At 45.6% G+C, this 24971-nt stretch carries 23 protein-coding genes, 2 tRNA genes and 1 other RNA gene; 16 read left to right on the forward strand and 10 right to left on the reverse strand.

Annotation, left to right across the window (positions count from 1 at the left end):
• Both B5G00_RS10565 and B5G00_RS10570 read left to right on the forward strand, forming a co-directional pair.
• Positions 1 to 1059: a metallophosphoesterase family protein gene (locus B5G00_RS10565; protein WP_087272616.1), complete on the forward strand. Its 1059-nt coding sequence runs from the start codon at positions 1 to 3 to the stop codon at positions 1057 to 1059.
• Entirely contained in the window at positions 1056 to 2600 is a 1545-nt protein-coding gene (locus B5G00_RS10570; protein ID WP_087272618.1) for an ATP-binding protein, read from the forward strand. Before B5G00_RS10565 ends, B5G00_RS10570 begins: the two co-directional genes overlap by 4 nt.
• A 107-nt stretch (positions 2601 to 2707) precedes the next feature.
• Here the strand turns inward: B5G00_RS10570 and B5G00_RS10575 are convergent, their stop codons facing one another.
• The 5 genes from B5G00_RS10575 to murC form a co-directional block, all read right to left on the reverse strand.
• Entirely contained in the window at positions 2708 to 2926 is a 219-nt protein-coding gene (locus B5G00_RS10575; protein WP_087272620.1) for an intracellular septation protein, read from the reverse strand.
• Positions 2927 to 3021: 95 nt separating this feature from the next.
• Positions 3022 to 4221: a ribose-phosphate pyrophosphokinase gene (locus tag B5G00_RS10580; RefSeq protein WP_087272623.1), complete on the reverse strand. Its 1200-nt coding sequence runs from the start codon at positions 4219 to 4221 to the stop codon at positions 3022 to 3024.
• Positions 4222 to 4223: 2 nt separating this feature from the next.
• A complete protein-coding gene (locus B5G00_RS10585; RefSeq protein ID WP_087272628.1) occupies positions 4224 to 5213 on the reverse strand; it encodes an ATP-binding protein in 990 nt (329 codons plus the stop codon).
• 17 nt (positions 5214 to 5230) lie between these two features.
• Positions 5231 to 6235, reverse strand: a complete 1005-nt coding sequence (locus B5G00_RS10590; protein WP_087272630.1) for a DnaD domain protein — start codon at positions 6233 to 6235, stop codon at positions 5231 to 5233.
• 317 nt (positions 6236 to 6552) lie between these two features.
• Positions 6553 to 7932, reverse strand: coding sequence for a UDP-N-acetylmuramate--L-alanine ligase (gene murC, locus B5G00_RS10595; protein ID WP_087272712.1), 1380 nt, complete (start codon positions 7930 to 7932; stop codon positions 6553 to 6555).
• Positions 7933 to 8206: 274 nt separating this feature from the next.
• On the opposite strand from murC, the gene B5G00_RS10600 reads away from it, so the two are divergent.
• The 3 genes from B5G00_RS10600 to spoVG all read left to right on the forward strand — a co-directional run bounded on the left by B5G00_RS10600 (position 8207) and on the right by spoVG (position 11000).
• Positions 8207 to 9481, forward strand: coding sequence for a glucose-1-phosphate adenylyltransferase (locus tag B5G00_RS10600; protein WP_087272634.1), 1275 nt, complete (start codon positions 8207 to 8209; stop codon positions 9479 to 9481).
• On the forward strand, positions 9478 to 10593 hold the full coding sequence (glgD, locus tag B5G00_RS10605) for a glucose-1-phosphate adenylyltransferase subunit GlgD (RefSeq protein WP_087272637.1): 1116 nt from the start codon (positions 9478 to 9480) through the stop codon (positions 10591 to 10593). The genes B5G00_RS10600 and glgD overlap by 4 nt, the downstream gene beginning before the upstream one ends.
• A 122-nt stretch (positions 10594 to 10715) precedes the next feature.
• A complete protein-coding gene (gene spoVG / locus B5G00_RS10610) occupies positions 10716 to 11000 on the forward strand; it encodes a septation regulator SpoVG (RefSeq protein WP_087272640.1) in 285 nt (94 codons plus the stop codon).
• A gap of 121 nt (positions 11001 to 11121) precedes the next feature.
• Here the strand turns inward: spoVG and B5G00_RS10615 are convergent, their stop codons facing one another.
• The 3 genes from B5G00_RS10615 to B5G00_RS10625 form a co-directional block, all read right to left on the reverse strand.
• The gene (locus tag B5G00_RS10615; RefSeq protein WP_087272644.1) at positions 11122 to 12513 is read right to left on the reverse strand and encodes an RsmF rRNA methyltransferase first C-terminal domain-containing protein; all 1392 of its coding nucleotides are present in this window, start codon (positions 12511 to 12513) and stop codon (positions 11122 to 11124) included.
• Between the two features lie 26 nt (positions 12514 to 12539).
• Positions 12540 to 12974, reverse strand: a complete 435-nt coding sequence (locus B5G00_RS10620) for a hypothetical protein (RefSeq protein WP_191385965.1) — start codon at positions 12972 to 12974, stop codon at positions 12540 to 12542.
• Positions 12975 to 13180: 206 nt separating this feature from the next.
• Positions 13181 to 13254, reverse strand: a tRNA-Pro gene (locus B5G00_RS10625).
• Positions 13255 to 13607: 353 nt separating this feature from the next.
• On the opposite strand from B5G00_RS10625, the gene abc-f reads away from it, so the two are divergent.
• From abc-f to B5G00_RS10650, 5 genes are all read left to right on the forward strand, one after another.
• Entirely contained in the window at positions 13608 to 15212 is a 1605-nt protein-coding gene (gene abc-f / locus B5G00_RS10630; RefSeq protein ID WP_087272648.1) for a ribosomal protection-like ABC-F family protein, read from the forward strand.
• An 11-nt stretch (positions 15213 to 15223) separates the two neighbouring features.
• Positions 15224 to 16249, forward strand: a complete 1026-nt coding sequence (locus tag B5G00_RS10635; RefSeq protein WP_087272651.1) for a DUF6128 domain-containing protein — start codon at positions 15224 to 15226, stop codon at positions 16247 to 16249.
• 162 nt (positions 16250 to 16411) lie between these two features.
• Positions 16412 to 16498 (forward strand) — tRNA-Ser (locus tag B5G00_RS10640).
• Positions 16499 to 16736: 238 nt separating this feature from the next.
• On the forward strand, positions 16737 to 17219 hold the full coding sequence (tadA, locus tag B5G00_RS10645; protein WP_087272715.1) for a tRNA adenosine(34) deaminase TadA: 483 nt from the start codon (positions 16737 to 16739) through the stop codon (positions 17217 to 17219).
• Between the two features lie 2 nt (positions 17220 to 17221).
• A complete protein-coding gene (locus tag B5G00_RS10650; RefSeq protein ID WP_087272654.1) occupies positions 17222 to 18076 on the forward strand; it encodes a homocysteine S-methyltransferase family protein in 855 nt (284 codons plus the stop codon).
• Here B5G00_RS10650 and B5G00_RS10655 read toward each other — a convergent pair.
• On the reverse strand, positions 18071 to 18697 hold the full coding sequence (locus B5G00_RS10655; protein ID WP_087272657.1) for a DedA family protein: 627 nt from the start codon (positions 18695 to 18697) through the stop codon (positions 18071 to 18073). The two genes, B5G00_RS10650 and B5G00_RS10655, sit on opposite strands and share 6 nt — an antisense overlap.
• 62 nt (positions 18698 to 18759) lie before the next feature.
• An RNA gene (gene ffs, locus B5G00_RS10660) (signal recognition particle sRNA large type) lies at positions 18760 to 19022 on the reverse strand.
• 162 nt (positions 19023 to 19184) lie between these two features.
• Here ffs and B5G00_RS10665 point away from each other — a divergent pair.
• The 6 genes from B5G00_RS10665 to fsa all read left to right on the forward strand — a co-directional run bounded on the left by B5G00_RS10665 (position 19185) and on the right by fsa (position 24967).
• Complete coding sequence (locus tag B5G00_RS10665; protein ID WP_087272660.1) at positions 19185 to 20264, forward strand: 6-phosphofructokinase; 1080 nt, start codon at positions 19185 to 19187, stop codon at positions 20262 to 20264.
• Positions 20265 to 20303: 39 nt separating this feature from the next.
• Positions 20304 to 21953, forward strand: coding sequence for a DNA polymerase III subunit gamma/tau (gene dnaX, locus B5G00_RS10670; RefSeq protein WP_087272662.1), 1650 nt, complete (start codon positions 20304 to 20306; stop codon positions 21951 to 21953).
• A gap of 14 nt (positions 21954 to 21967) precedes the next feature.
• Positions 21968 to 22315: a YbaB/EbfC family nucleoid-associated protein gene (locus B5G00_RS10675; protein WP_087272665.1), complete on the forward strand. Its 348-nt coding sequence runs from the start codon at positions 21968 to 21970 to the stop codon at positions 22313 to 22315.
• A 57-nt stretch (positions 22316 to 22372) separates the two neighbouring features.
• A complete protein-coding gene (gene recR / locus B5G00_RS10680; protein ID WP_087272668.1) occupies positions 22373 to 22972 on the forward strand; it encodes a recombination mediator RecR in 600 nt (199 codons plus the stop codon).
• Positions 22973 to 22991: 19 nt separating this feature from the next.
• The gene (locus B5G00_RS10685) at positions 22992 to 24080 is read left to right on the forward strand and encodes a LacI family DNA-binding transcriptional regulator (protein ID WP_087272672.1); all 1089 of its coding nucleotides are present in this window, start codon (positions 22992 to 22994) and stop codon (positions 24078 to 24080) included.
• Positions 24081 to 24313: 233 nt separating this feature from the next.
• Complete coding sequence (gene fsa, locus B5G00_RS10690; RefSeq protein WP_087272675.1) at positions 24314 to 24967, forward strand: fructose-6-phosphate aldolase; 654 nt, start codon at positions 24314 to 24316, stop codon at positions 24965 to 24967.
• The last annotated feature ends 4 nt before the right edge of the window (positions 24968 to 24971 follow it).

Raw genomic sequence — 24971 nt, forward strand, 5'->3', positions numbered from 1 at the left:
ATGAGATTTTTCCATATAGCAGATGTTCATCTGGGGGCAGAACCTGATAAGGGTTATCCCTGGAGCCAGGACAGAAGCCGGGAAATCTGGGACAGCTTCCGAAGAGTGATAGAGCAGGCCGGCAGAGATCATGTCGACCTGCTTCTTATTGCAGGAGATTTGTTCCACAGACAGCCCCTGGCCAGAGAATTAAAAGAAGTAAATGCCATGTTTTCCACGATTCCAGACACAAAGATTGTGCTCATTGCAGGAAATCATGATTATCTCAGGAAAGATTCCCCTTACCGGAAGTTCCCATGGGGAAAAAACGTCTGGGGTTTGTGGAGCCAGGAGTTTTCGCATGTGGATTTTCCGGAGATGGGAGTGCGGGTGAGAGGATGCAGCTATGAGAGCAGAGAAATCCGTCAGCCCCTCTATGACTCCCTGAAAAAGTCAGGAGAAATGCCAGTGGAGATTTTGCTGGCTCACGGAGGAGATGAGAAACATATTCCTATATCCAGAGAAAGGCTGATAGCAGGAGGATTTGACTATGTGGCTTTAGGACATATACACAAGCCTCAGGTCCTGTTGGAGGACCGGATCATCTACCCTGGCTCTCTGGAGCCTACAGAGAAAAATGATACCGGTGTTCATGGCTTTGTAAAAGGTGAGATTAAAAAAGGGAAAGTAAGGACTGCCTTTGTTCCCTGGGCAGTAAGAGAGTATAAGGAGCTGAGAATTCCTGTGACCAGGGAAACTACCCAGTATAGACTGACCCAGTTTCTCCAGGAATTAATAAAGAAAATGGGAGAAAAACACATTTATACAGTGCTTCTGGAGGGAAAAAGAGATCCTGATACAGAATTTCATTTAAACCAGCTTTACTCCTTGGGGAATATTCGGGCTGTGGAAGACCAGACCAGGCCCGGATGGTCCCTGGAGGAGCTGTGCAGAAAATATAAAGGCAGCCTTCTGGAAGAGTATATCAGAAGCTTTGGAGAGAAACCGGATGAAGAGGCAGAGAAAGCTCTGGAATATGGAATCGGAGCACTCCTGGAGACTGGGGAGGAGATACTGTGATCATAAAAGAAGTTTTCATGAAGAATTTTGGAAAATTCCATAATGAGAGACTCAGATTTCAGCCGGGGATCAATATAGTCTACGGAGGGAATGAAAGCGGGAAGAGCACTCTCTATACCTTCTTCCAGGGAATCTTTTTTGGCCTCCGGAGAAAAAGAGGCGTTGCTTCCCGGACCGACACTTATACCAGATGTCTTCCCTGGGAGAACCCATCCTGGTATGAAGGCAGTGTTTTATTTGAGGCAGGGAAAAAAGACTTTCGGCTGGAGAGAAATTTTGAAAGCCGTTCTCAGGAGGCTGAGCTTTATTGTGTTACAGACGGAGAAAAGATGTCTGTGGAAGAAGGAGATCTGGAAATCCTTCTGGGAGGGGCTACCCAGCGGATATACGAAAATACTGCAGCCATAGGCCAGTTGAAAACCAGGACCGAGGAAGGTCTGACAGAGGAGCTGAGAGAATATCTGACTAACTTTCAGACTGAAGGAGACTTCCGCCTGGACCCTGGAGCAGCTCTTGATCGTCTGAAAGACAGGCGGAAAGAATGGGAGAAAGAGGAAAAAAAAGCAAGAGAGAAAAAAGAAAGAGCAAGGGAAAAGCTTCTGGACAGGATACAGTATACCAGGGAGGAGATAGAAGACCTGGAAGAAAAACTGGAAAGAAGCAGAGAAAGTTTCAGAGACATTGGACAGGACAGACAGGAAGAAAAATCGGCAGAAGACAGGAGGGAATCCTCTTTTCCACTGGTTTTTGCAGCATTGTTTTTTCTTGGATTTCTGGCGGGATGCGCCGGTGCCATCTTTTTTCAGCTATCCTGGCTGATACCGGCTCTGATCTTCCTGTTAGGAGGCGCATTTCTTTTCTGGTATTTCCGGGACAGAGGGGAGAAGGCCTCAGCACGCAGCCGCAAAGAGCAGGACAGGGCCATCAGAAATGAGCGGAAAAAAGGGCAGCAGATAACCTGGAAGGAGGCGCTGCAGGACAAGAGAAATCTTTTATATAATCTTCAGGAGGAACTGGAAGAGCTGGAGAATGACAACGAAAAGATACTGAAAGCCCAGAAAGAAGTCCAGAGCATATCCCTGGCAGAGAAAATGCTGGCCAAGGCAGCGGGGAATCTTCAGAGCAGGAGAGGAAATTTTCTGAAAGAACGGACCTGGGAGATTTTTGGAGAACTTACCCAGGGCAGATACCAGAGAGGGATCATTGATGAAAACTTTCAGATACGGCTGGATACAGGAGACAGGTATGCAGGACTCCACCAGGTAAGCCAGGGGACTGCAGAACAGGTTTATTTTGCTCTTCGTATGGCAGCAGGAGAACTGCTGTGCCGGGAGGAGGAGCTGCCGGTGATCCTGGACGAGACCTTTGCCATGTACGACGATAAAAGGCTCTGTGAGGCATTAGAATGGCTCCATAGGAACAGAGCTCAGGTCATCCTTTTAACCTGTACCAGAAGGGAAATAGAAGCCCTGGAGAGCCTTGGAATTCCTTCCCATCAGGTGGATCTGCAGATACGTGCCGGAATAAAGAGCAGTTCATGACATGAAAAGAGGCTGCCCCATGAAACAGAAGTCAAGGTTAATTGGATATATGTTTCATGGGGCAGCCCTTTTGAATTTGAAGTTATTTACAGGTAATACGAATCATCTCAGCCTTTCATATAACGGTGAGAATGTCTGCCGCGATATTCCTCGATTTTGATCCGAATATAATTCCAGGACATATGCAGTACAGGAGCCAGACCGGCAATCAGGAGTACCACGGTAACAAGACTGATGCTAGCGGTGACCGCATAAATATGTGCTGCATAGAGAATCACAAAAAGAGCAATACAGACATTGATGATGGAAATAATTTTGTTCATCATAATAGTGGCACCTCCTTTTATTATGAAAGAATTCTTTTAGTTTCCTATATTATACAACTATTGTCTGTAAATTACAATGAAAAGCCAAAAAAGATTTAATTTTTCTTTTTGCCCTCTTTCAGTTCTTTATTATGCTTAGCAACAAGTTTATTGATTCTTTCTACAGGATTCAATAGCTTGCTGATAGAAGCATCATGATTCAGGGTGTCAATGATCAGGGCAATGTATTTGCTCATATCGCAGTTTACATAATATGGCTTCTGAAGCAGTTCTTCTGTCTGATATACCAGATTGGTGGTCAGAACCCGGTCAAAATCACCGTTTTTGTATGCAGCATCAAAACGTTCCAGTCCGTTGGTGAAGAGACCAAAGGTGGAGCACATAAAGATTTTTGCGGCTCCTCTCTGTTTCAGCAGACGTGCTACTTCCAGCATGCTGTCACCGGAAGAGATCATATCGTCGATGATGATCATATTCTTGCCGGCTACATCTGAACCCAGAAATTCATGAGCTACGATAGGATTACGTCCGTCTATGATAGTAGAGTAGTCCCGGCGCTTGTAGAACATACCCATGTCGATGCCCAGCACATTGGCCAGGTAGATAGCCCGGCTGGTTCCTCCTGCGTCAGGGCTGATGATCATCAGACTGTCGCTGTCTATCTTCAGATCAGGCTCTGCCTTAAAGAGGCCTTTAATAAACTGATAAGCAGGCTGTACTGTTTCGAAGCCATGAAGAGGAATGGAGTTCTGTACCCGGGGATCATGAGCATCAAAGGTGATGATGTTGTCAACTCCCATACTGATCAGTTCCTGAAGGCCCAGAGCGCAGTCCAGAGATTCCCGGCGGGTTCTCTTGTGCTGACGGCTCTCATACAGGAAAGGCATGATAACGTTGACTCTCCTGGCTTTCCCTCCTACAGCGGCAATGATCCTTTTCAGATCCTGAAAATGGTCATCTGGAGACATGTGATTGGTGTGGCCGCAGAGAGAATAGGTCAGGGAATAGTTGCAGACATCCACCATGAGATAGAGGTCGTCACCGCGGACAGATTCCTCCAGGATACCTTTGGCTTCTCCTGAGCCAAAACGGGGAGTCTGGGCATCGATCAGGTAAGAAGGACGCTCATAACCTTCGAATTGGAGATTGTTTTTCTCCTGGTGGTCACGGTCCTTCCGCCATTTCACGATGTAGTCGTTAACCTTAGAGCCCAGCTTTTCACAGCTCTTCAGGGGAATGATACCCAGACGGCCTACAGGGAGTGAGTCTAAAGGTGTTGTGATTTTTGGTGCCATGTTCATTTTCCTCCTAAAAGTCTTTTTTGGATTCTGATGTCATTTCCAATAAGCTTGATCATGGTGTAGTTGCTGGAGACACGGGAAAAGATTCTTTCGGAGTAAGTATCCAGAAAATCCTCCATGGTCAGGTTTGTGGAAATGATAGTTGCCTTTTTATTCATGATACGCTCATTGATGCAGCAGAAAAGCTGGGAAGACACAAAGCTGTTGGTGAGCTCTGTACCCAGGTCATCAATGATGAGCAGATCACAGTCATAGATAAAAGAAGCCATATCTGCAGATTGGACATCCTTTTGAAATGTATTCTTCGACAGCAGGTCAAAAAGATCGAAAGCACTGAAATACAGGACAAAAAAGGAGCGGTCCAGAAGCTCTTTGGCGATACAGTGGGTAAGGTAAGTCTTTCCCACACCAGTATCTCCATATATCATAAGATTATTGAATTCTTCCCCAAAGCTGTCGATGAAGTCCCAGGACTTATCATAAGCCTGATGGGCGGCGTCCAGGGCAGTCAGGCCGTTTGAGGAATCTGTAAACTCAGAAGAGTAGTACTGAAAAGAAAAATGCTCAAAATTTTCCCTTTCCAGGATATCCCGGATATTGGACTGGGTATAGAGAAGATCTACGGCAGCTTTACGGAAGCAGGCACATTTTTCTCCCTCTATATAGCCAGTGTCCTTACAGATGGGACAGTCATAGTGAAGTTCCAGATAATCAGCAGGAAAGCCGTTCTTCAGAAGCAAGGTCTTTCGCTCATCAGCCAGAACGCCGATAGCTGCCTCCAGGTCGAAGTCTTCTTCCTGGCCTGCTCCCAGTACAAAACGGGCCTTCTTTAGCCCTAGAGAAGCAATCTCCCGGCGGATTTCACCCAGACGGGGGATCTTCTCCTCTGCCAGACGGATATGTTCGTCCTGCTCATGTTTATGTAAAAACTGTTTTTGGTTGTAGTCACGCATAATTGCTTCATATTGAAAATTTTTCAGTGGCACGGTAAGTCTCCTCTTATCTATTTTCCAAGAAGCTGTTTTTCAAGCTCTGCCATGTTGTAGTTCCTCTGATGGAAATTGTTGAACTTATTTTTAGAACCAGCGGCGGAAGCCTTTGGCCTGGATTTGGCTTTCTCCGCCTTTTTCTGCTGGAAATTCATGTCCAGAGAGTCAATATCTGAAAGATGATGGACTCCTTTCTTGAACCAGCTTTCCAGAATACTGTCTGCGTAGGAAAAACTGGCCTTTCCTGTTGACAGAACAGTACGGCTGCAGGCCTCAGTAATGATGTCCATAGTAAACCCGTACTGGTTCAGCCAGAGGTTCATATACTGGATTTCCTTATCCAGAGGATTCCTGTTGGTAATGCCGAATGCCCGCAGGATAGTAAAATAATTCTTGTTATATAAATTAGTCTCTTCTTTGGCCTGGCTTACGGTAGTGATCTTCTGCTGAGCCCAGGACAGTCCCACTTTCTTTATATATGCCATGGAAGGGCTGCCTTTGGAGACACAATATTCGATAAGATATTCCAGAAGCTCGGCGGATAAATGTACTTCATCATAAAGGTAAAGGAGCGTCTCCGTGTCTGTGGAGGTAAGGATCCTTCCCAGATACTGTTCTGCAATAAAAAGAAGCTGCCGCACCTCTTCCTGATCCCTGAGGGCCCGGAGCCTGTTCCGGGATACGGCAGGGGAGGAAGGCGTTTTTTTCTCAGGCAGCTTTGAATCAGGGACAGAAAAACGGACACTGGTCACATTTCCGTCCTGGTCAAAGGAAACATCCAGAATATTGGATTCCTTCCAATAGCGGAGCGCTCTCAAAATATCCGTTTCCGTACAGTTAAAAGTATCTGCAATGGAGGAAAGCTCCATCTTTGCCCTTCCGCCCTGACAGCAGCGCAGAAGGTAGAGATATATTTTGACAAATTCTCCATTGGCCTTAGGCATATAGTCTTCCAGAAATCGGTTGGAAATCAAGGTGAAATCCCCTGGAAAGCTGTTGTAAACTTCAAACTGTCCCATGTTTAACATCCTTTACATTTTATATCTTCCTAATGAATCAACCTCAGTATAGCATATAATTTTTGAAAAGAGAACAAAGATTTTTTTCGACGGTGGAAAGAGGCAAGTTGAAAAAAATTGCTGGGATAAATGTGGATAATGTGGATAAAAAAGTGGATAATTTTTATGGGAAACCGATAGTATGTCGAAAGTATGAGGCTTTTGGCGTATTTTCGTTAAAAATGTTGTCTGATTATGTCAACCCTATTATGCACAAAAAAATCCACATGCTCTGGGGAAAGAGCATGTGGATGGATTGGTGGATAATGTGGATAACTCTACATTCCCAGGAGGTTTTCCCCGATTTTATATACGTCTCCTGCCCCCATAGTTATCAACACGTCTCCGTGGATACAATTTTTTAATAAAAATGCTTCAATCTCGTCAAAAGTAGAAAAATAGTGAACGTCCGTGCCTTTTTCAGCGATAAGGTCTGCCAGATTTTTAGAAGAAATCCCCAGATTGTCAGTCTCTCTGGCCGGATAGATTTCTGCCAGGACTACATTATCTGCCAGGGACAGAGCCTGGGCGAACTCCGGCATGAGAGCTTTGGTCCTGGTATAAGTATGAGGCTGAAAAACACACCAGATCCGGTTATGAGGATAATTTCGGGCAGTCTTCAAAGTAGCGGCGATTTCTGTAGGATGATGAGCATAGTCATCAATGACTGTTACGCCAGCTACTTTTCCCTTATACTGGAATCTTCTGTCAGTACCTCCGAAATGGAGGAGGCCTTTCTGAATGACTTCTGTGGACAGGCCGATCTTTCTGGAAAGGGCTATGGCAGAAAGAGCATTGGACACATTGTGGATGCCTGGAACAGACAGAGAAAAACGTCCGATATTTTCTCCCTGACAGATACAGTCAAAGGAGGGATGAGCTGTCTCGTCAAAGACAATATTTTCGGCTGTATACTGGGCAGGTCCCTTTAAAGCATAAGTAATGATCTCACAGGGAAGTTCCTGGGTGATTTCCTCAACATTAGGGATTTCTCCATTGATGATCAAGGTGCCGTCTTTAGGCAGTTTCTGGGCAAAAAGCCGGAAAGAATGACGGATATCCTCAATATCTTTGAAAAAGTCCAGATGATCGGCATCGATATTCAGGATAATGCTGATCTTCGGGAAAAAGCTGAGGAAACTGTTGGTATATTCACAGGCTTCGGTGATAAAGGTTCCAGAGTGCCCAACCCGTATGTTTCCGTGAATGGCAGGGAGGATTCCACCTACGGAAATAGTAGGATCTTTTTCTCCTTCCAGAAGGATATGAGAGATCATGGATGTAGTGGTAGTTTTGCCGTGGGTGCCGGATACGGCGATAGGCAGCTCATAATTATTCATCATTTGTCCCAGAAGTTCTGCTCTGGTAAGCATGGGCAGCCCCATGGCCTGGGCCTGCTTAAATTCCGGATTGTCTGGATGAATGGCAGCCGTATACACCACCAGTTCAATGTCTTCGGTGATATTTGAAGCTCTCTGACCGATAAAAATTCTGGCGCCTCTTGCTTCCAGCAGCTTTGTCAGCTCAGACTCTTTGGCATCAGAGCCGGAGATGACAAAATCCTCTTCCAGAAGAATCTCTGCCAGACCGCTCATGCTGATGCCGCCGATGCCGATAAAGTGAATATGCATTGGTTTATGAAAATCAATCTGATACATGATAAAAGAATCCCTTCCTTTTTTACTTGAAAATTTTAAGAACTGCCTCCAGCATTTCCGGAGAACATTTACCAGATGGAAGAATCCTTCCATCTGATAAAAATTATACCTAAAATCTCAGAAAATGGAACCCCCTATCTTTAGGGAGTGGTTAAAAACAGGTAAAATGTCACAAAAAAAATGAATATGTCGAAAAAAAATTGTTAAAAATATTCACTTTTCCGAAGCGTTGTGGTATAATGTAAAAACCATAGAATATACAAGAGGTGATTGCATGATTAAGAAAGAGATGATTGCAATGTTATTGGCCGGAGGACAGGGCAGCCGACTGGGTGTTCTGACTGCGAAAGTGGCTAAACCGGCTGTGACATTCGGCGGAAAATACAGGATCATAGACTTTCCGCTCAGTAACTGTATTAATTCGGGAGTTGACACCGTAGGGGTGCTGACACAGTACCAGCCCCTGCGTTTAAATACGCATATTGGTATCGGTATTCCCTGGGATCTGGACAGGAATGTAGGCGGCGTATCCATTCTTCCGCCCTACGAAAAGAAAACCAATACGGAATGGTATACCGGCACAGCAAACGCCATTTATCAGAACCTGGCGTATATGGAAAATTTTAACCCGGATTATGTACTGATTTTGGGTGGAGATCATATCTACAAGATGGACTACGAGGTAATGCTGGACTTCCACAAAGCAAATAAAGCAGATGTCACCCTGGCATGTATGCCTGTTCCATGGGAAGAAGCCTCCCGTTTCGGACTAGCTATTACAGACGAAACAGGAAGAATTACAGACTTTGAAGAAAAACCGGAAAAGCCTAAGAGCAATCTGGCTTCTATGGGAATTTATATTTTCAGCTGGCCAGTATTGAAAGAGGCGCTGATTGCCCTGAAAGATCAGTCTGGCTGCGACTTTGGAAAACATATCCTGCCTTACTGCAGAGAGAAAGGCCAGAGACTTTTTGCCTATGAGTATAACGGATATTGGAAGGATGTAGGAACTCTGGGTTCTTACTGGGAAGCCAATATGGAGCTTATTGACATTATCCCTGAGTTTAATTTATATGAGGAGTTCTGGAAGATTTATACCAAAGGAGATATTATTCCTCCTCAGTATATTGCCGCAGACGCAATGGTGGACAGAAGTATTATCAGCGAAGGAACAGAAGTGTACGGCGAGGTACATAACTCTGTTATCGGCGCCGGAGTTATTATTAAAAAAGGCGCTGTAATCCGTGATTCCATTATCATGAAACAGTCTGTTATCGGAGAAAACGACGTGATAGATAAAGCGATCATTGCCGAAAATGTTACAGTAGGCGACAATGTGGTAATGGGTGTGGGAGAAGAAGTTCCCAATAAGCTGAAGCCTAATGTATATTCTTTTGGACTGGTAACAGTAGGGGAGAACACCGTAATTCCGTCTAATGTAAAAATCGGAAAGAATACAGCTGTTGTAGGCGAAACTACAGCGGAGGACTACCCGGGCGGCGTGCTGGAAAGCGGAGAAACATTGAATAAGGAAGGTGAGACAGAATGAGAGCGATAGGTATTATTCTTGCCGGCGGCAATAATCACAGAATGAGAGAATTATCACAGAAGAGAGCCATTGCTGCAATGCCTATAGCAGGCAGCTACCGCAGCATTGATTTCGCCCTCAGCAATATGTCAAACTCCCATATTCAGAAGGTGGCCGTACTGACTCAGTACAATGCCAGATCTCTGAACGAACATTTAAGTTCCTCCAAATGGTGGGACTTCGGAAGAAAGCAGGGAGGCCTGTATATTTTCACACCTACCATTACCCCTGACAACAGTTTCTGGTATCAGGGAACAGCGGATGCTATTTACCAGAACTTAAGTTTCCTGAAAAGCAGCCATGAACCATATGTGATCATTGCTTCAGGAGACTGTGTATATAAACTGGATTATAATAAGGTGCTGGAATATCACATTGCAAAGAGAGCAGATATCACAGTAGTATGCACAGATGTAAGCGGAGAAGATGCTACCAGATTTGGCTGTGTGAAGATGAATGAGGACAGCCGGATCGTAGAGTTTGACGAGAAACCTATGGTAACTCAGTCCACAACGATTTCTACAGGTATCTATGTGATCAGAAGAAGACAGCTTATTGAACTCATCGAAAAATGCGGACAGGAAGACCGCCATGATTTTGTAAAAGATATCCTCATCCGATACAAAAATCTGAAGAGGATTTACGGATATAAAATTGATACTTACTGGAGTAATATTTCCACAGTAGAATCCTATTATAAGACCAATATGGATTTCCTGAAACCAGAGATCAGAGATTATTTCTTCCGTCAGTATCCCGGTGTTCAGTCCAAGATTGACGACCTGCCCCCGGCAAAGTACAATCCAGGTTCTGATGTGAAAAACAGCCTGATTTCCAGTGGCTGTATTATAAACGGCCAGGTGGAGAATTCTATTCTCTTTAAGAAAGTTTTTGTGGGCAATAACTGTGTGATCAAAAATTCCATCATATTAAATGATGTATATCTGGGCGATAACACACATATTGAGAACTGCGTTGTAGAGAGCCGGGATACTATCCGGGCGAACTCTTACTATTGCGGAGAGGACGGTATCAAAGTGGTTATCGAAAAGAACGAAAGATATGTTCTTTAATATCTTACTTAGGAACAGAGCGGAGAAATCCGTTTTGCGGGCAGACTGGTCTGCCGGAATATATTTCCAAAATAAGACATAAAGCACGACTGAACAAGGCGGCGATGAAAGGGGAAGGTTGTATGAACATCACAGATGTAAGAGTAAGAAGAGTGGCCAAAGAAGGCAAAATGAAAGCGGTAGTTTCCATTACTATTGACGAGGAATTTGTAGTTCATGACATTAAAGTCATTGAAGGTGAAAAGGGATTGTTTATTGCAATGCCCAGCCGTAAGGCCACTGATGGGGAATACAGAGATATTGCCCATCCGATTAATTCTGCAACCCGTGAGAGAATACAGAATATTATTCTGGAGAAATATGAGCAGGTACTTGCGGAGGAACCACTTGAGGAATCTGTGGAATAAGAAAAAGATTGTGAAAAAGTAAAGAGGCGCTGCCGTATTTTACAGAGTCAGGAATATAGATTTGTTATATTGCCTGCACAAGTAAAATATGACAGCGTCTTTTCCTGCTGTAATGAAAGTTTTACTGCTGGCGCCAGCCGGCGGGATATTTATTTTTCAGTTGGTTTCCAGAGACTTTTCCCCAGCCCAGAGGATAGCCGCTGATACATACCAGATACCAGCCAGGTCCTGGGGCAGACTCCTTCTCATCAAGAAGAAGGGTTTCCCCTTTAAGATAACGCTGTGCCCGCTGGTCATCTGGGGCCAGGTTCAGAACGCGGGAATAATCTTCGGCAGAAAGCGCCATAGCCAAAGGCTGACCAGGCTCAAAACGGTTTTTCTTCAGTTGCCCCAGATACAGGCCCCAGCGGAGAAATTTCACACCTTTTACAGACTCCGGTCCTGTTTCCGGCAGATAGTATACATGATCCCCCCGTACTTCCACTCTGGACATATCCAGAACAGTGGAAAAATCTTTAAAGAAATCTTCCAGCAGCAGCCGGGAAGACTTTTCTATTTTCCCCTTTTCAAAGCCTCTTTCTGATACTTGGGGGGAGGGCATCCCATCTTTCTGGAAAAGCGCCAGGAAATGCCCCTCTCCGGCCATATGGTGAGGAAAGATCCTTACACATTTTTCTAAGCGAGGGTCATGATTGCCCCATTGGGGACGGCCTTTGGAAAAGCCTTCATATCCTGGAATATCCAGGAGCTTCATCTGGGGGAAATTTTCCAGAATGTAGGAAATCACCCCTTCATTTTCCTGGGGAGAAAAAGTGCAGGTCGAATACAGCATCATTCCCCCTGGCCTGAGCATGGAAATCCCTCGGGATACAATCTCTTTCTGGAGACTGCTGAAATATTCCGGCCTGGAAGGATCCCAGGTTTTGGCAACGTCCGGTTCCTTACGGAACATGCCCTCTCCTGAACAGGGGGCGTCTATGAGTATTTTGTGGAAATACTCAGGAAAAACTTCAGCCAGACGTTTGGGCGTTTCTGTAGTTACCAGGGAGTTATCAATTCCCCAAAGCTCCAGATTTCGCATAAGTGCTTTGGCCCTGGAGGCGCTGATATCATTGGCGACCAGGAGCCCCTGTCCCTGAAGCCGGCTGCCAAGTTCGGTAGCTTTCCCTCCGGGAGCCGCACAAAGATCCAGTACCAGCTCCCCCGGATAAATGGGAAGGCGGCTGGCAGGGGTCATAGCACTGGGCTCCTGAAGATAATAGAGTCCGGCCTGATAATAAGGATGCCGGGATGGTCTGTCCTCACTGCTGTAGAAAAATCCATTTTCCACCCAGGGAATAGAGGTAAGCTGAAAAGGAGAGATTTCCATAAACTTCTCAGGACTGATTTTTTTCGTGTTTATCCGAAGCCCATACTGCCGGGGAGCCTGATAGCTTTCCAGAAAATCCCGGAATTCATCTTTCAGCATTTCTTCCATCCGGGACAGAAATGCCTGTGGAAGCTGTGTACACATAAATAGTTTCCTTTCTGATGTTTGCGTTACGACATAGATTTTCCCTTATCCGGAAGAGGATAGAGGGTTATGCTGGCTTTTTTACGGGGACTTTTCAGCCCGTCGGAAAAAACTTTCCGTAAGAGGAAGGACACAGTGGTATTGGGAGCCTGCTTCCAGAAGTCATCCAGCCAGTGTCCTGTCTCTATGAGCATATCCGGCAGTTCTTCGCTGCCGTCTTTACATTTGTCATAGAGATTGTCCATTTCGTCCATAAATTTGTATCCGTGAAGATCCCAGATAAATTTATGGAGATGCTCCAGTTCCAGGTAATCAGTAAGCAGAGAAAGCCTCCGGAAATCATCGAAGGTCATAGGCTGCTGATCCAGAATTTTCTGTCTGTCCTGATCACTGCAGATACTGTAAAACATAATTTCATCCAACATTAACTGTCTTTCAAAAGAGCTTAATTTTTTTTCCATAAGAATTCTCCTGTCCAAGTATTATGGATTTATTATATAGCTAACCCAGCCGTAAATCCATATTAAACTACTGATAGAAAATTATATTACTAATTAATATACGGTATAAACAGCCCATTTATGACGCGTAAATTAAAAAAATTTTATTTTTAGACAAAAAAATACCGGATAGTCTCATGACGAGACTACCCGGTAGGATTCTAAAATCGAAGCGACGTGATTCGAACACGCGACCTCTGCGTCCCGAACGCAGCGCTCTACCAAACTGAGCCACGCTTCGCTGAGATGTTCAACAGATGTTATTATATAGAATAGAGCTGCAGATGTCAAGCAAAAAATCGGAAATATATAAGGGCTGAGGATATAAAATTTACAGGAAAAGATTTGACAGCCACAGGAATTCTAACTATAATGAGGCTATGATTAATGAGAGAGGTGGAAAGATGAGCAGATAGTTCGTTTTTGGAAAACGTGAAACTTGCAGTACAGTTCCTTCCGGAGGTCCGGAAGGCGGGTTTTATGTTGCCAAAAGCAGGCTATGTTCTCATCGCCTCTCTTTTTTGCTGCCCTTAATCGGACAAGGTAGGCTTCAAAGAGACAGTCCTTTGGCAACGGATAAGAGGAGGGATAGATATGTCTCAGATAAATGTAAGGGGTCTGACCTTCGGTTATGAGGGAAGCTTTGACAATATTTTTGAGAATGTTTCTTTTTCCATTGACACGGATTGGAAACTGGGTTTTGCAGGAAGAAATGGAAAAGGGAAGACTACTTTTCTGAAACTGCTGTTAGGAGAATACGCCTATAAGGGAAGTATTACTGGGAGTACGCCTTTTGATTACTTTCCCTATGTGCTGAAGGCAGAGAACAGGGAAAAGACAGCGGCAGAGTTTCTGGAAGAATTAAAGCCGGGATGTGAGCAGTGGCGGGTGTTCTGCGAGATGGATAAGCTGGGACTGGGGGGAGACCTGTTGTATCGGAAGTTTGATACCCTCAGTTTTGGAGAACAGACAAAACTTCTTTTGGCAGTGCTTTTTTCAGGAGAAAATGATTTTCTGCTTTTGGATGAGCCCACCAATCATCTGGACCAGGAATCCAGAGAGACTGTTAAAGGTTACCTGAAGGGAAAGAAAGGATTTATCCTGGTATCTCATGACCGGGACCTGCTGGATGCCTGTATCGATCATATACTGGTGCTGAACCGAAAGACCATAGAGATCCAAAACGGCAATTTCAGCTCCTGGGAGGAGAATAAGCGGCGCAAAGACGAGTTTGCCATGAGAGAGAATGAAAAGCACAGAAAGGCCATTGGAAAGCTTAGAGAGGCTGCAGGCCAGACAAAACAGTGGGCGGAAAAGAGTGAAAGCTCTAAAATCGGCTTTGATCCTACAAAGGAACATGACCGTTCTATTGCAACCAGAGCCTATATTGGCGCAAAGACCAAAAAGATGCAGAGCAGGGTCAGACAGATGGAAAAGCGTATAGATAGGGAAATCCGGGAGCAGGAGGGACTTCTTCAGGATATTGAGGAAATTACGGCTCTTAAAATGATGCCTCTGAAATATCATAAGGACAGACTGGCATGGGCGGATGGATATGGCTTAAAGTATACCGACAGCAGTAAAGAGCTTTTCAAAGAGCTGAATTTTGAAATTACCCAGGGAGAGAGGATATTTATTACAGGAAGAAACGGACAGGGAAAATCTACTCTGCTGAAAAAGCTCATGGAAAAAGCTACAGAAAGTCCTCAGTTCAGACAGGGAGAAGGCCCTGCAGAAACAGGGGAACTGAGGACTGCATCAGGGCTTATCGTGTCTTATATCAGTCAGGACACTTCTTTTCTCAAAGGCAGTATCCGAGAGTTCTGCAGGGAAAGAAAACTGGATGAAAGCTTGTTCTGCGCCATTCTCAGACAGATGGATATGGACAGGAACCAGTTTAGAAAGAATATGGAGGAATTTTCAGAAGGGCAGAAGAAAAAGGTCCTTCTGGCAGCCAGCCTTCTTACGCCTGCACATTTGTATGTATGGGATGAGCCGCTGAACTATATTGACGTATTCACTAGGATTCAGATTGAAAACCTGCTTTTAGAATACAGGCCTACCCTGCTGGCAGTGGAACACGATGTGAGATTCCGGCAACGGACGGCAACCAGAGTTCTTAGTCTGGATGAAGGAGAAATGCAGAGGAAAGGTTCTAAAGACGGAGAGGACTCATATACTTTAGGGATAAGAGTCTAAAGGAAGGGTTTATGCCGGGATATAGGAGATTTATCGCATATGTATATGAGTATCTTCAGGGAAAGAAGGGAGACGGAAAAGGATTTATCAAAGTAGAAGCCAGGAATGGAATCTGCAGAATGAACTTTAAACTAGAAGGGATTCCGGGAAGGGATTCTGTAAAGGCAAAAGCCTATGGTTATGTAAGAGAAGGAAAAATCTGCAGAGGAGTCCTTCTGGGTCAGGGAGAACTGGCAGGAAATCAGGCACAATTTGAGCTGGAGATGAGAGAGGACCATATGGGAGACAGCAGCTACAGTCTGAGTGATTTAGGGGGACTGCTGATCCTGGGAGAAAATGGAGAAACCTATGCAAGCGGCTGGGACGAACAGCCGGTAAGGCCTGAGATAATAGAACTGCCTTTTAAAAAAGAGCAGGAAATTTCAGCCCCTGAAGAAGAGGCGGAAGCTGAAGAAGAGCTGCCGGCAGAAGAATCTGCACCTCAGGAGACTGCAGAAGAGCGGGAACAGGAAGAACAGAAAATTTCTGAGGAGGAAGAGCCGTATACGGAAAATATGTATGAGGAAGAAGCTGAAGAAACCGACAGTATTCCCATGGCAGAGGAACAGAAGCCGGAAACTCCTGTGGCGCCGGAGACGGAAGAAGCAGAGGAGAATATCAGGATTGCTGACAGCCCGGAAATGGAGAGCCAGTCAGCGGCAGCAGCCAGGAACAGGTGGACTCCTTTTGGAGACGATGAAATTAACGAATGCAGGAAGATCACTCCGGCAGATTTCCGGATTCTGGGGAGACGGGACAGGGGACTGATGAACAATAATTTCCTCAGATATGGAATGAAAAATTACGGCCACCTGCTTCTGGGGAAAAGAGAAGAGGATGGAAGATACATATTGGGAGTGCCGGGGATTTATGAACGGCAGGAAGGGCTTATGGCCAATATGTTTGGATTTCCCTACTTTAAGGACTGCGGGAAGGCTTCGGGAAGAGGAAAACGGTTTGGGTATTGGTACAGAGTCATTGATACTCCCCAGCTCTGAATTTCAGGAAAATAGTGACAGATGAACTGTGCCAAAAAGGCTCAGACGCGGACAGATACTGCCCAGGTACTGGTTCGGCGCCTGGGCTTTTTGCCTTAAAAATTTCTTGACCTGGACCCATGGGGGAGATATAATAAGTTTCGTCTGAAACATAAATTTTCTGGAGATGTACTCAAGTGGTCGTAAGAGGTCGCACTCGAAATGCGATAGGTCCCCAGGGGCGCGTGGGTTCGACTCCCACCATCTCCGTCAGAAAACTGTCCTCAGGGATTCGTTCCCCGGGGACTTTTTCATTTTGTGGAAAAGTTTTCGTCGCTGGGTTATTTTACTGCTTTGCAGTGCTGAGGCAGTTGACTTGCCCATGGGAATCCTTTACAATGAGTCAAAGACCCTCGCGGCAGCCGCCAAATGGACATGCCTGCATGTCCGCCTGGCTCATTGTCCGCGGGAATAAAATAATAAGAGCAGGAGGCAGAGACAAGTGGCACTGACAGCAGATGAAAAGTATATGAAAGAGGCAAAAAAACAGGCTATGAAGGCCTATGCTCTTGGAGAGGTTCCTATAGGCTGCGTGATTGTCTATGAAGATAAGATCATTGCCAGAGGATATAACCGCAGAAACACGGACAAAAATACTCTTTCTCATGCAGAACTAAATGCTATCCGAAAGGCCAGCAGAAAGCTGGGGGACTGGAGGCTGGAAGGCTGTACTTTGTATGTAACTCTGGAGCCTTGTCAGATGTGCGCAGGTGCCATTGTCCAGGCAAGGATAGACCGGGTAGTCATTGCTGCTATGAATCCAAAAGCAGGCTGCGCAGGCTCTGTGCTGAACCTGCTTGAAATGGAAGGGTTTAATCATAAAGTCCAGGTGACCAGAGGGGTTCTTGAGGAAGAGTGCGGTGGAATGCTTTCCGGCTTTTTCCGGGAACTGAGAGAGAAGAGAAAAAAGCAGAAGGAAAGAGAGGAATAGAAATGACAAAACAGGAATTTCAGGAACTGGTAAATAAGGGAACTGTGTTGCTGGACGGAGCTACAGGCTCCAATCTGATGAGAGCCGGTATGCCCAGAGGTGTGTGTACAGAACAGTGGATATGCGAGAATCCAGAGCCTCTTTCAGAGCTGCAGAGGGCTTATAAAGAGGCTGGCTCCCAGATTGTCTATGCGCCTACATTTTCTGCCAACAGGATCAGCCTGACAAATCATGGACTCCAGGATAAAGTGAAAGAGCTGAATACCAGACTGATAGAAATTTCCAGGAAAGCAGTGGGGACAGATTGTCTGGTAGCAGGAGACCTTACCACAACAGGGCAGCAGGAAGTTTCCTATGAAGAATTGCTGGAGGCTTATAAAGAGCAGATAGAAGCCCAGCTGGCAGCAGGCGCAGACCTGCTGGTAGCAGAGACCATGCTGGGAGAGACAGAACCCATGGCTGTGCTGGACGCGGCAGCATCCCTGTGCGACCTGCCGGTAATGTGCACCCTTACAGTAGAGTCAGACGGCAGTCTGTTTTTTGGGGGAAATATATATGATGCAGCCAGAGCGCTGGCAGATATGGGTGCAGATGCTGTGGGAATCAACTGTTCCACAGGGCCGGATCAGCTTCTGGCAGTGGCAGAGAACCTGAGAAAGGCCATAGATATTCCTTTGATCATAAAACCAAACGCAGGAATGCCGATAATCGACGCTCAGGGCTGCCCGGTATATTCTATGAATGCAGGGGATTTTTCCCTTCACATGAAAAAACTGGTGGAAGCAGGGGCAGATATTGTAGGAGGATGCTGCGGAACCACTCCGGAGTATATTAGGAAACTTAAAGAGCTTTTATGATTTGGATGAGTGGGAGGATATGTATTTTCTGATGAGGAGAAGAAGCAGGATGAGACAGGATACGCCCAGGACAATTTTGGCGGCCTGGGTATAACTGCCGAAATATTCTACTGCTTTCTGCCAGGAAGAGCCGGCGGCGGCTCCTGCACAGATCAGAACTACATTCCAGAGAAAGCTGCCCAGTAAAGTCATCCAGAGAAACCTTCCAAAAGCCATGCCCGCCATTCCAGCCGGAACAGAGATCAGACTGCGGACAATAGGGATAAAGCGGCAGAGGAATACAGTATAATTCCCTTTGCTGTCAAACCAGTCTGCGGCTTTTTGAAGGTCAGATTTTTTTAGATGCAGTATTCTTCCGGCCTGGCCGGAAAGAAAGGCATCCAGCCTTTCGGGAGATAAAAGACGGCCTGCCTGGTAGAGGATAATTGCCCCGCCTGCACTTCCGGCAGTGGCAGAGAGAACGGCTCCAGGTATGGCCATTTTGGTATATGTAGTCATAAATCCTCCGAAAGTAAGAATGACTTCTGAAGGGATAGGAGGAAAAAGATTTTCTGCCAGAATTAAAAGGGCCATGCCCAGGTATCCATAATTGTTCATAATCTCCAGTATCCATTTTTCCATAAATAAAAAACCTGTTTTTTACTATACTATGCAGTAAAAAACAGGTTATTCGTCTTTTTTTACCGTGCGCCGCCCTTCGAGACTCTCCCATGGACGTTACCTCTACAGTTAACTCGGCCCAGGCACCCTTACGGCACACAGAAGGTTCTGCTTAGTGCTGCTGCATTCCTGCCCTGACACGGTTCACAGATTCCTGTTGCGTAAGACCCAAACGTCAACGCCACTTATAGAGGGCAGCTCCACAGAAAGAAATCCCTCGGTTTGGCATCACCCCTGCTGTAGCGGATTGCAGGTACAGGGCACCGCTATCTCCCCGGCTGCACGGTGTTTACAGTATAGCGGTTTTTAAATGGCTTGTCAACATAACATTCAGCAAAATTTTTTTGTTGAGCCCCCTGGGAAAATATAATATAATAGGTTTAGCTGAGGGGATAAAGCATAGTTTTATCCGCTGTGCAGATACTAATAAAGATGGGATGTGGAAAAAATGAAAAGAATCGGTTTGCTTACAAGCGGCGGTGACTGCCAGGCATTAAATGCCACCATGCGAGGCGTTGTAAAGGGTCTCAGCACCAATCTGGAAGAACTGGAAGTTTATGGTTTTGACGATGGCTATAAGGGCCTGATCTATGGCAACTACAGAATGCTGTCATCTAAGGACTTTTCAGGGATACTTACCAGGGGCGGCACTATTCTGGGAACTTCCCGCCAGCCTTTTAAGCTTATGCGGGTTCCTGATGAGAGAGGCCTTGACAAAGTAGAGGCTATGAAACAGACTTATCATAAGCTGCGTCTGGACTGTCTGGTCATCCTGGGAGGAAACGGAACGCAGAAAACAGCCAATCTGCTGAGAGAAGAAGGATTGAATATTATCCATCTGCCAAAGACCATTGACAACGATATCTGGGGCACAGATATGACTTTCGGGTTCCAGAGTGCTGTAAACATTGCTACAGATGTTATCGACTGTATTCACACAACGGCGGCATCCCACAGCCGTGTGTTCATTGTGGAGATCATGGGACATAAAGTGGGATGGGTAACTCTTCACGCAGGTATCGCAGGAGGAGCCGATATTATCCTGATTCCGGAAATCCCTTATGACATCGACAAAGTTGTAGAGGCCATCAATAAGAGAAATAAAGCCGGAAAAGGCTTTACCATCCTGGCGGTGGCAGAGGGAGCAGTTTCCAAAGAAGATGCAAAGCTTTCCAAAAAAGAGCTGAAGAAAAAACAGGAAGAAGACAAAAAGAAATATCCCTCTGTAGCCTATAAACTGGAAGATGAGCTTCAGAAGAAATTAAATCTGGATATCCGTATTACCATTCCAGGACATACTCAGAGAGGCGGAAGCCCCTGCCCATACGACAGAGTTCTTTCTACCAGACTGGGCTCTGAGGCAGCCAAGCTGATCCTTAATGACCAGTATGGATATATGGTGGGAATTGTCAACGGCAAGGTAAAGAAAGTGCCTCTGGAAGAATGCGCCGGAAAGTTAAAGATGGTTTCTCCAGATGAGCAGCTTGTACAGGATGCAAAGCGTATCGGCATCAGCTTTGGTGACTAAGCTTTTACATAATCACAGGCAGCAAAAAGGAGAATTTACATGAGCTATACTGCTCTTTACCGAAAGTTCCGTCCTCAGAACTTTGAAGATGTTAAGGGACAGGAACACATTGTGACAACATTGAAGAACCAGATCAAAGCTGACAGAATCGGTCATGCTTATCTTTTCTGCGGGACACGGGGAACCGGAAAGACCACTATCGCAAAGATACTGGCCAGAGCGGTGAACTGTGAACATCCCGTAGACGGAAGTCCCTGCAATGAATGCCCTGCCTGCCGGGCAATCAATGCAGGCACTTCTATGAATGTGATAGAAATCGACGCTGCTTCTAACAACGGTGTGGATAATATCAGAGAAATCCGGGAAGAAGTGGCTTACCGCCCTGCCCAGGGACGCTATAAAGTATACATCATAGACGAGGTTCATATGTTATCAACAGGAGCTTTTAATGCCCTGCTGAAAACACTGGAGGAACCTCCTTCTTATGTAATCTTCATTTTGGCTACTACAGAGGCCCACAAGATTCCCATCACCATTCTTTCCAGGTGTCAGAGATATGACTTTAAGCGTATTACTGTAGAAACCATAGCAGACCGGCTTATGGAGCTGATGGAGAAGGAAGGAAACGATGTAGAGGAAAAGGCAATCCGCTATATCGCCAAGGCAGCTGACGGCTCCATGCGTGATGCCCTGTCTCTTTTGGACCAGTGCATCGCTTTTTACCTGGGGGAGAAGCTGACTTATGAAAAGGTCCTGGAGAATCTGGGAGCTGTGGATACAGAGGTGTTCAGCAGACTGCTGAGGGAAATTCTGGCCCAGCATACTTCTCAGGTTATAGGAATACTGGAGGACCTGATCATAAAAGGACGGGAGCTGGGACAGTTTGTTACGGATTTTATCTGGTATCTCAGGAATCTGCTTCTTATTTCTGCCTCAGATAATCCTGAAGAGGCAGTAGATGTATACAGGGAAAATCTGGAACGGATGAAAGAAGAAGTCCAGATGGTGGATACGGAGACCCTTATGCGGTATATCCGGGTATTTTCCCAGTTGTCTAATGAACTTCGCTATGCTTCCCAGAAAAGGGTACTGGTGGAGATTGCTCTGATAAAGCTGTGCCAGCCGGTGATGGAGACTAATCTGGACTCTCTCTTCGACAGGGTCCGGGTACTGGAAGAAAAACTCAGCGACCCCGGACTTTTTGCCTCAGTGCAGAACCGGGGAGGGGAAGGCAGAGACAGAAGATATGAGGAGGCAGGAAACCTTAGTCAGGGGCTCAAAGGAGAAGAGATTCCCCCGGAAAAGAAGCCGGCTAAGGCAGCGCCGGAGGATCTGCAGTATGTAAAGAAAAACTGGAACTCTATTATCAGAGAGACGAAAGGGCTTTTTCAGCAGATGCTCCTGGAATCCACTCCCAAATATGACGGAAATACCGGGGCGCCGGTTTTGTATGTGGAATTCCGGAATTTTCTGGCTCAGACATGTATTGACAATCCGGAAAATCTGCAGGTACTGAAACAGGCCATACAGAAAAAGATCGGGAAAGATCTGGAAGTGAAGATGGTCCTGAAAAAAGACGAGCCGGGAGCCGGAGGAGGAAATCTGGCAGATATCTCTGTAGATGAGATGCTCCGGCAGAATATCCATATGGATGTCACTGTGGAAAATATAGAAGATGATGAAGATTAGGAGGAAATAACAGAATGGCAAAAAGAGGAGGATTTCCTGGAGGCATGATGCCGGGAAACATGAATAATTTAATGAAGCAGGCCCAGAAGATGCAGCGGCAGATGGAAGAAAATCAGAAGGCCCTTGAGGAAAAGGAATTTACTGCTGCAGCAGGCGGCGGAGCCGTAGAAGTTACGATTTCCGGTAAAAAAGAAGTGACAAAGGTGAAGCTGGCAGAAGAAGTGGTAGATCCAGACGATATCGAGATGCTGGAAGACCTGATCATGGCGGCAACTAATGAAGCTCTCCGTAAAGTAGAGGAAGAGTCTGCGGCAGTTATGTCTAAGCTGACAGGAGGCCTGGGCGGCGGATTTCCTTTCTAAATTTGTACAACACTGCCGGAATTCCCGGATTTGTACGAAAGTAAAGGAGAGAATAAGTTGGAGTATTACAGCAGTCATATTAATAAGTTAATAGAAGAATTTTCCAGATTGCCGGGCATTGGTGCAAAATCTGCACAGCGCCTGGCCTTCCACGTTTTAAATATGCCCAAAGACCAGGTGGAAAGCCTGGCCAGGTCCATTATAGATGCAAAGGAAAATGTACAGTACTGTAAGTGCTGCTATACCCTTACAGACCAGGAAATCTGCCCCATCTGCAGCAATCCCAAGAGAGATAAAAAGGTGATCATGGTGGTGGAGAATACCAGGGACCTGGCGGCCTATGAAAAAACAGGAAAGTTTGATGGGGTGTACCATGTGCTCCACGGGGCTATATCCCCCATGCTTGGCATTGGTCCAGATGACATTAAACTAAAGGAACTGATGGAGCGGATTTCCCAGCAGGATGTGGAAGAGGTGATCATTGCTACCAATTCCAGCCTGGAGGGAGAGACTACAGCTATGTATATCAGTAAGCTTCTGAAGCCTGCAGGTATTAAGGTGACCAGGATTGCCAGCGGGGTGCCGGTAGGAGGAGATTTGGAATATATTGATGAGGTAACACTTCTCAGAGCCCTGGAGGGAAGAGTGGAACTGTAGAAAGGGTGAGAAGGCCAAAATGAGAAAAAAGGTAACTTCCACAGACATTGCCAAAGCGGCGGGAGTATCCCAGGCTACAGTGTCTATGGTGCTGAACAAAAAGTATAATGTATCCTTTTCACGGGAAACTGTGGAAAAGGTAGAACAGGCGGCCAGAGAGCTGGGCTATGTACTGCCTAAAAGGCGGGGAACAAAAAACAGCAAAAACAGCCGGCTGATCGTTGTCTTCTGCCCTACTTTGACAAATCCTTACTATGTAATGCTGCTCCAGGGAATTGAGACAGTGGCAAAGGAGAAGGGATATGGGGTCTTTACCTGCAACACCCAGAGGGAACTGAAAATAGAGGAACAGTACCTGCGGATGATGCCCGGCGTGGCTCCGGCAGGAATCATCTATACCTGTAATCCCAGCTATGCCTTTATGGACCAGGTAGAGGAACTTGCAGAAAAGATTCCCCTTGTGATCATCAGCAACCGGGAGAGAGTAAAGGTAGACGCCATAAACCAGGACAATACCAAGGTAGGAAGTCTCATGGCAAGACATCTGCTCAATCTGGGACACAGAAAGGTAGCCTTTATTGCGCCGCCCCTTACCAAGAGACAGCAGCAGCGATCCAGACGAGTAGAAGGCTTTGTGAAAGAGTATGAGAAGGAAGGACTTACGGATTCTGTGATCATTAAGGCGGCAGATGATATCTGGGATGAAGTCCTGCCCAGCATAGATTCAGAGTACCGTATCGGCTATAACCTCACCAGGGAACTGCTTTCTGAGCGCAGAGATATAACGGCTATTGCAGGTCTTAATGACATGATTGCTTTTGGGATCATTGACGCTCTTCAGGAAGAAAAGCTGAAAGTGCCGGGAGATGTATCTGTCATCGGCTGTGACAATATTATTTTTTCCAGAATGTCTCACATGTCTCTGACAACCATCGAGCATTTTGTGCCTCTGAAGGGAAGAGATGCCTGCGACATCATCATGCGGAAAATAGAGTCTGCCCGGAATGCATATTCAGAAAACCAGCCTACCAGCATCTATCATATTGAGTATCAGCCTAAGTTGATCGTCCGGAAAACAACCGGATATGCCAGGCAGAAAAATAAATAAATTAAATGAAATAGAAAAAAATATTAATAATAAATATATGCAGATGGGTAGAAAAACCTTGGAAACAATAGGAGGCCCTCCTTTGAAACTGAGAAATGTATTAATAAAACAGAACTATATTAATAATTTTACATATTAATAACAGAAACACCTCTTGCAGAGAATTAGTTTAAGGCGTAAACTATATTCAAGAACAAATAAATCGCCAAGAGCGTAAACGGAGGTAAAGAATTATGAAGTTTTTTATTGACACAGCCAAGGTTGAGGACATCAGAAAAGCAAATGATATGGGAATTATCTGCGGTGTTACAACAAATCCATCACTGATTGCAAAAGAAGGCCGTGACTTCAATGAAGTTATTAAAGAGATCACATCTATTGTAGACGGACCTATCAGCGGCGAGGTAAAGGCTACTACCACAGACGCAGAAGGCATGATCAAAGAGGGCCGTGAGATTGCAGCTATCCATCCGAATATGGTAGTAAAAATCCCAATGACTACAGAGGGATTAAAGGCTGTGAAGGTACTGGCTTCAGAAGGAATCAAGACAAACGTAACATTGATTTTTACAGCAAATCAGGCGCTGCTGGCTGCCAGAGCAGGAGCAACCTATGTATCTCCGTTTTTAGGAAGACTGGATGATATTTCTACAGACGGTGTAGAACTTATTGAGACTATCGCAGACATCTTCGCAGTAGCAGATATTTCTACAGAAATCATTGCTGCCAGCGTTCGCCATCCGGTTCACGTAACACAGTGTGCTCTTGCAGGAGCGGATATTGCCACAGTTCCTTACAAAGTACTGGAGCAGATGACACATCACCCATTGACAGACGCAGGTATTGAGAAATTTAAAAAGGATTATATCGCAGTATTTGGGGAATAATCAA

Source organism: Blautia sp. An46, assembly GCF_002161645.1.
Lineage (GTDB): Bacteria > Bacillota > Clostridia > Lachnospirales > Lachnospiraceae > Blautia > Blautia ornithocaccae.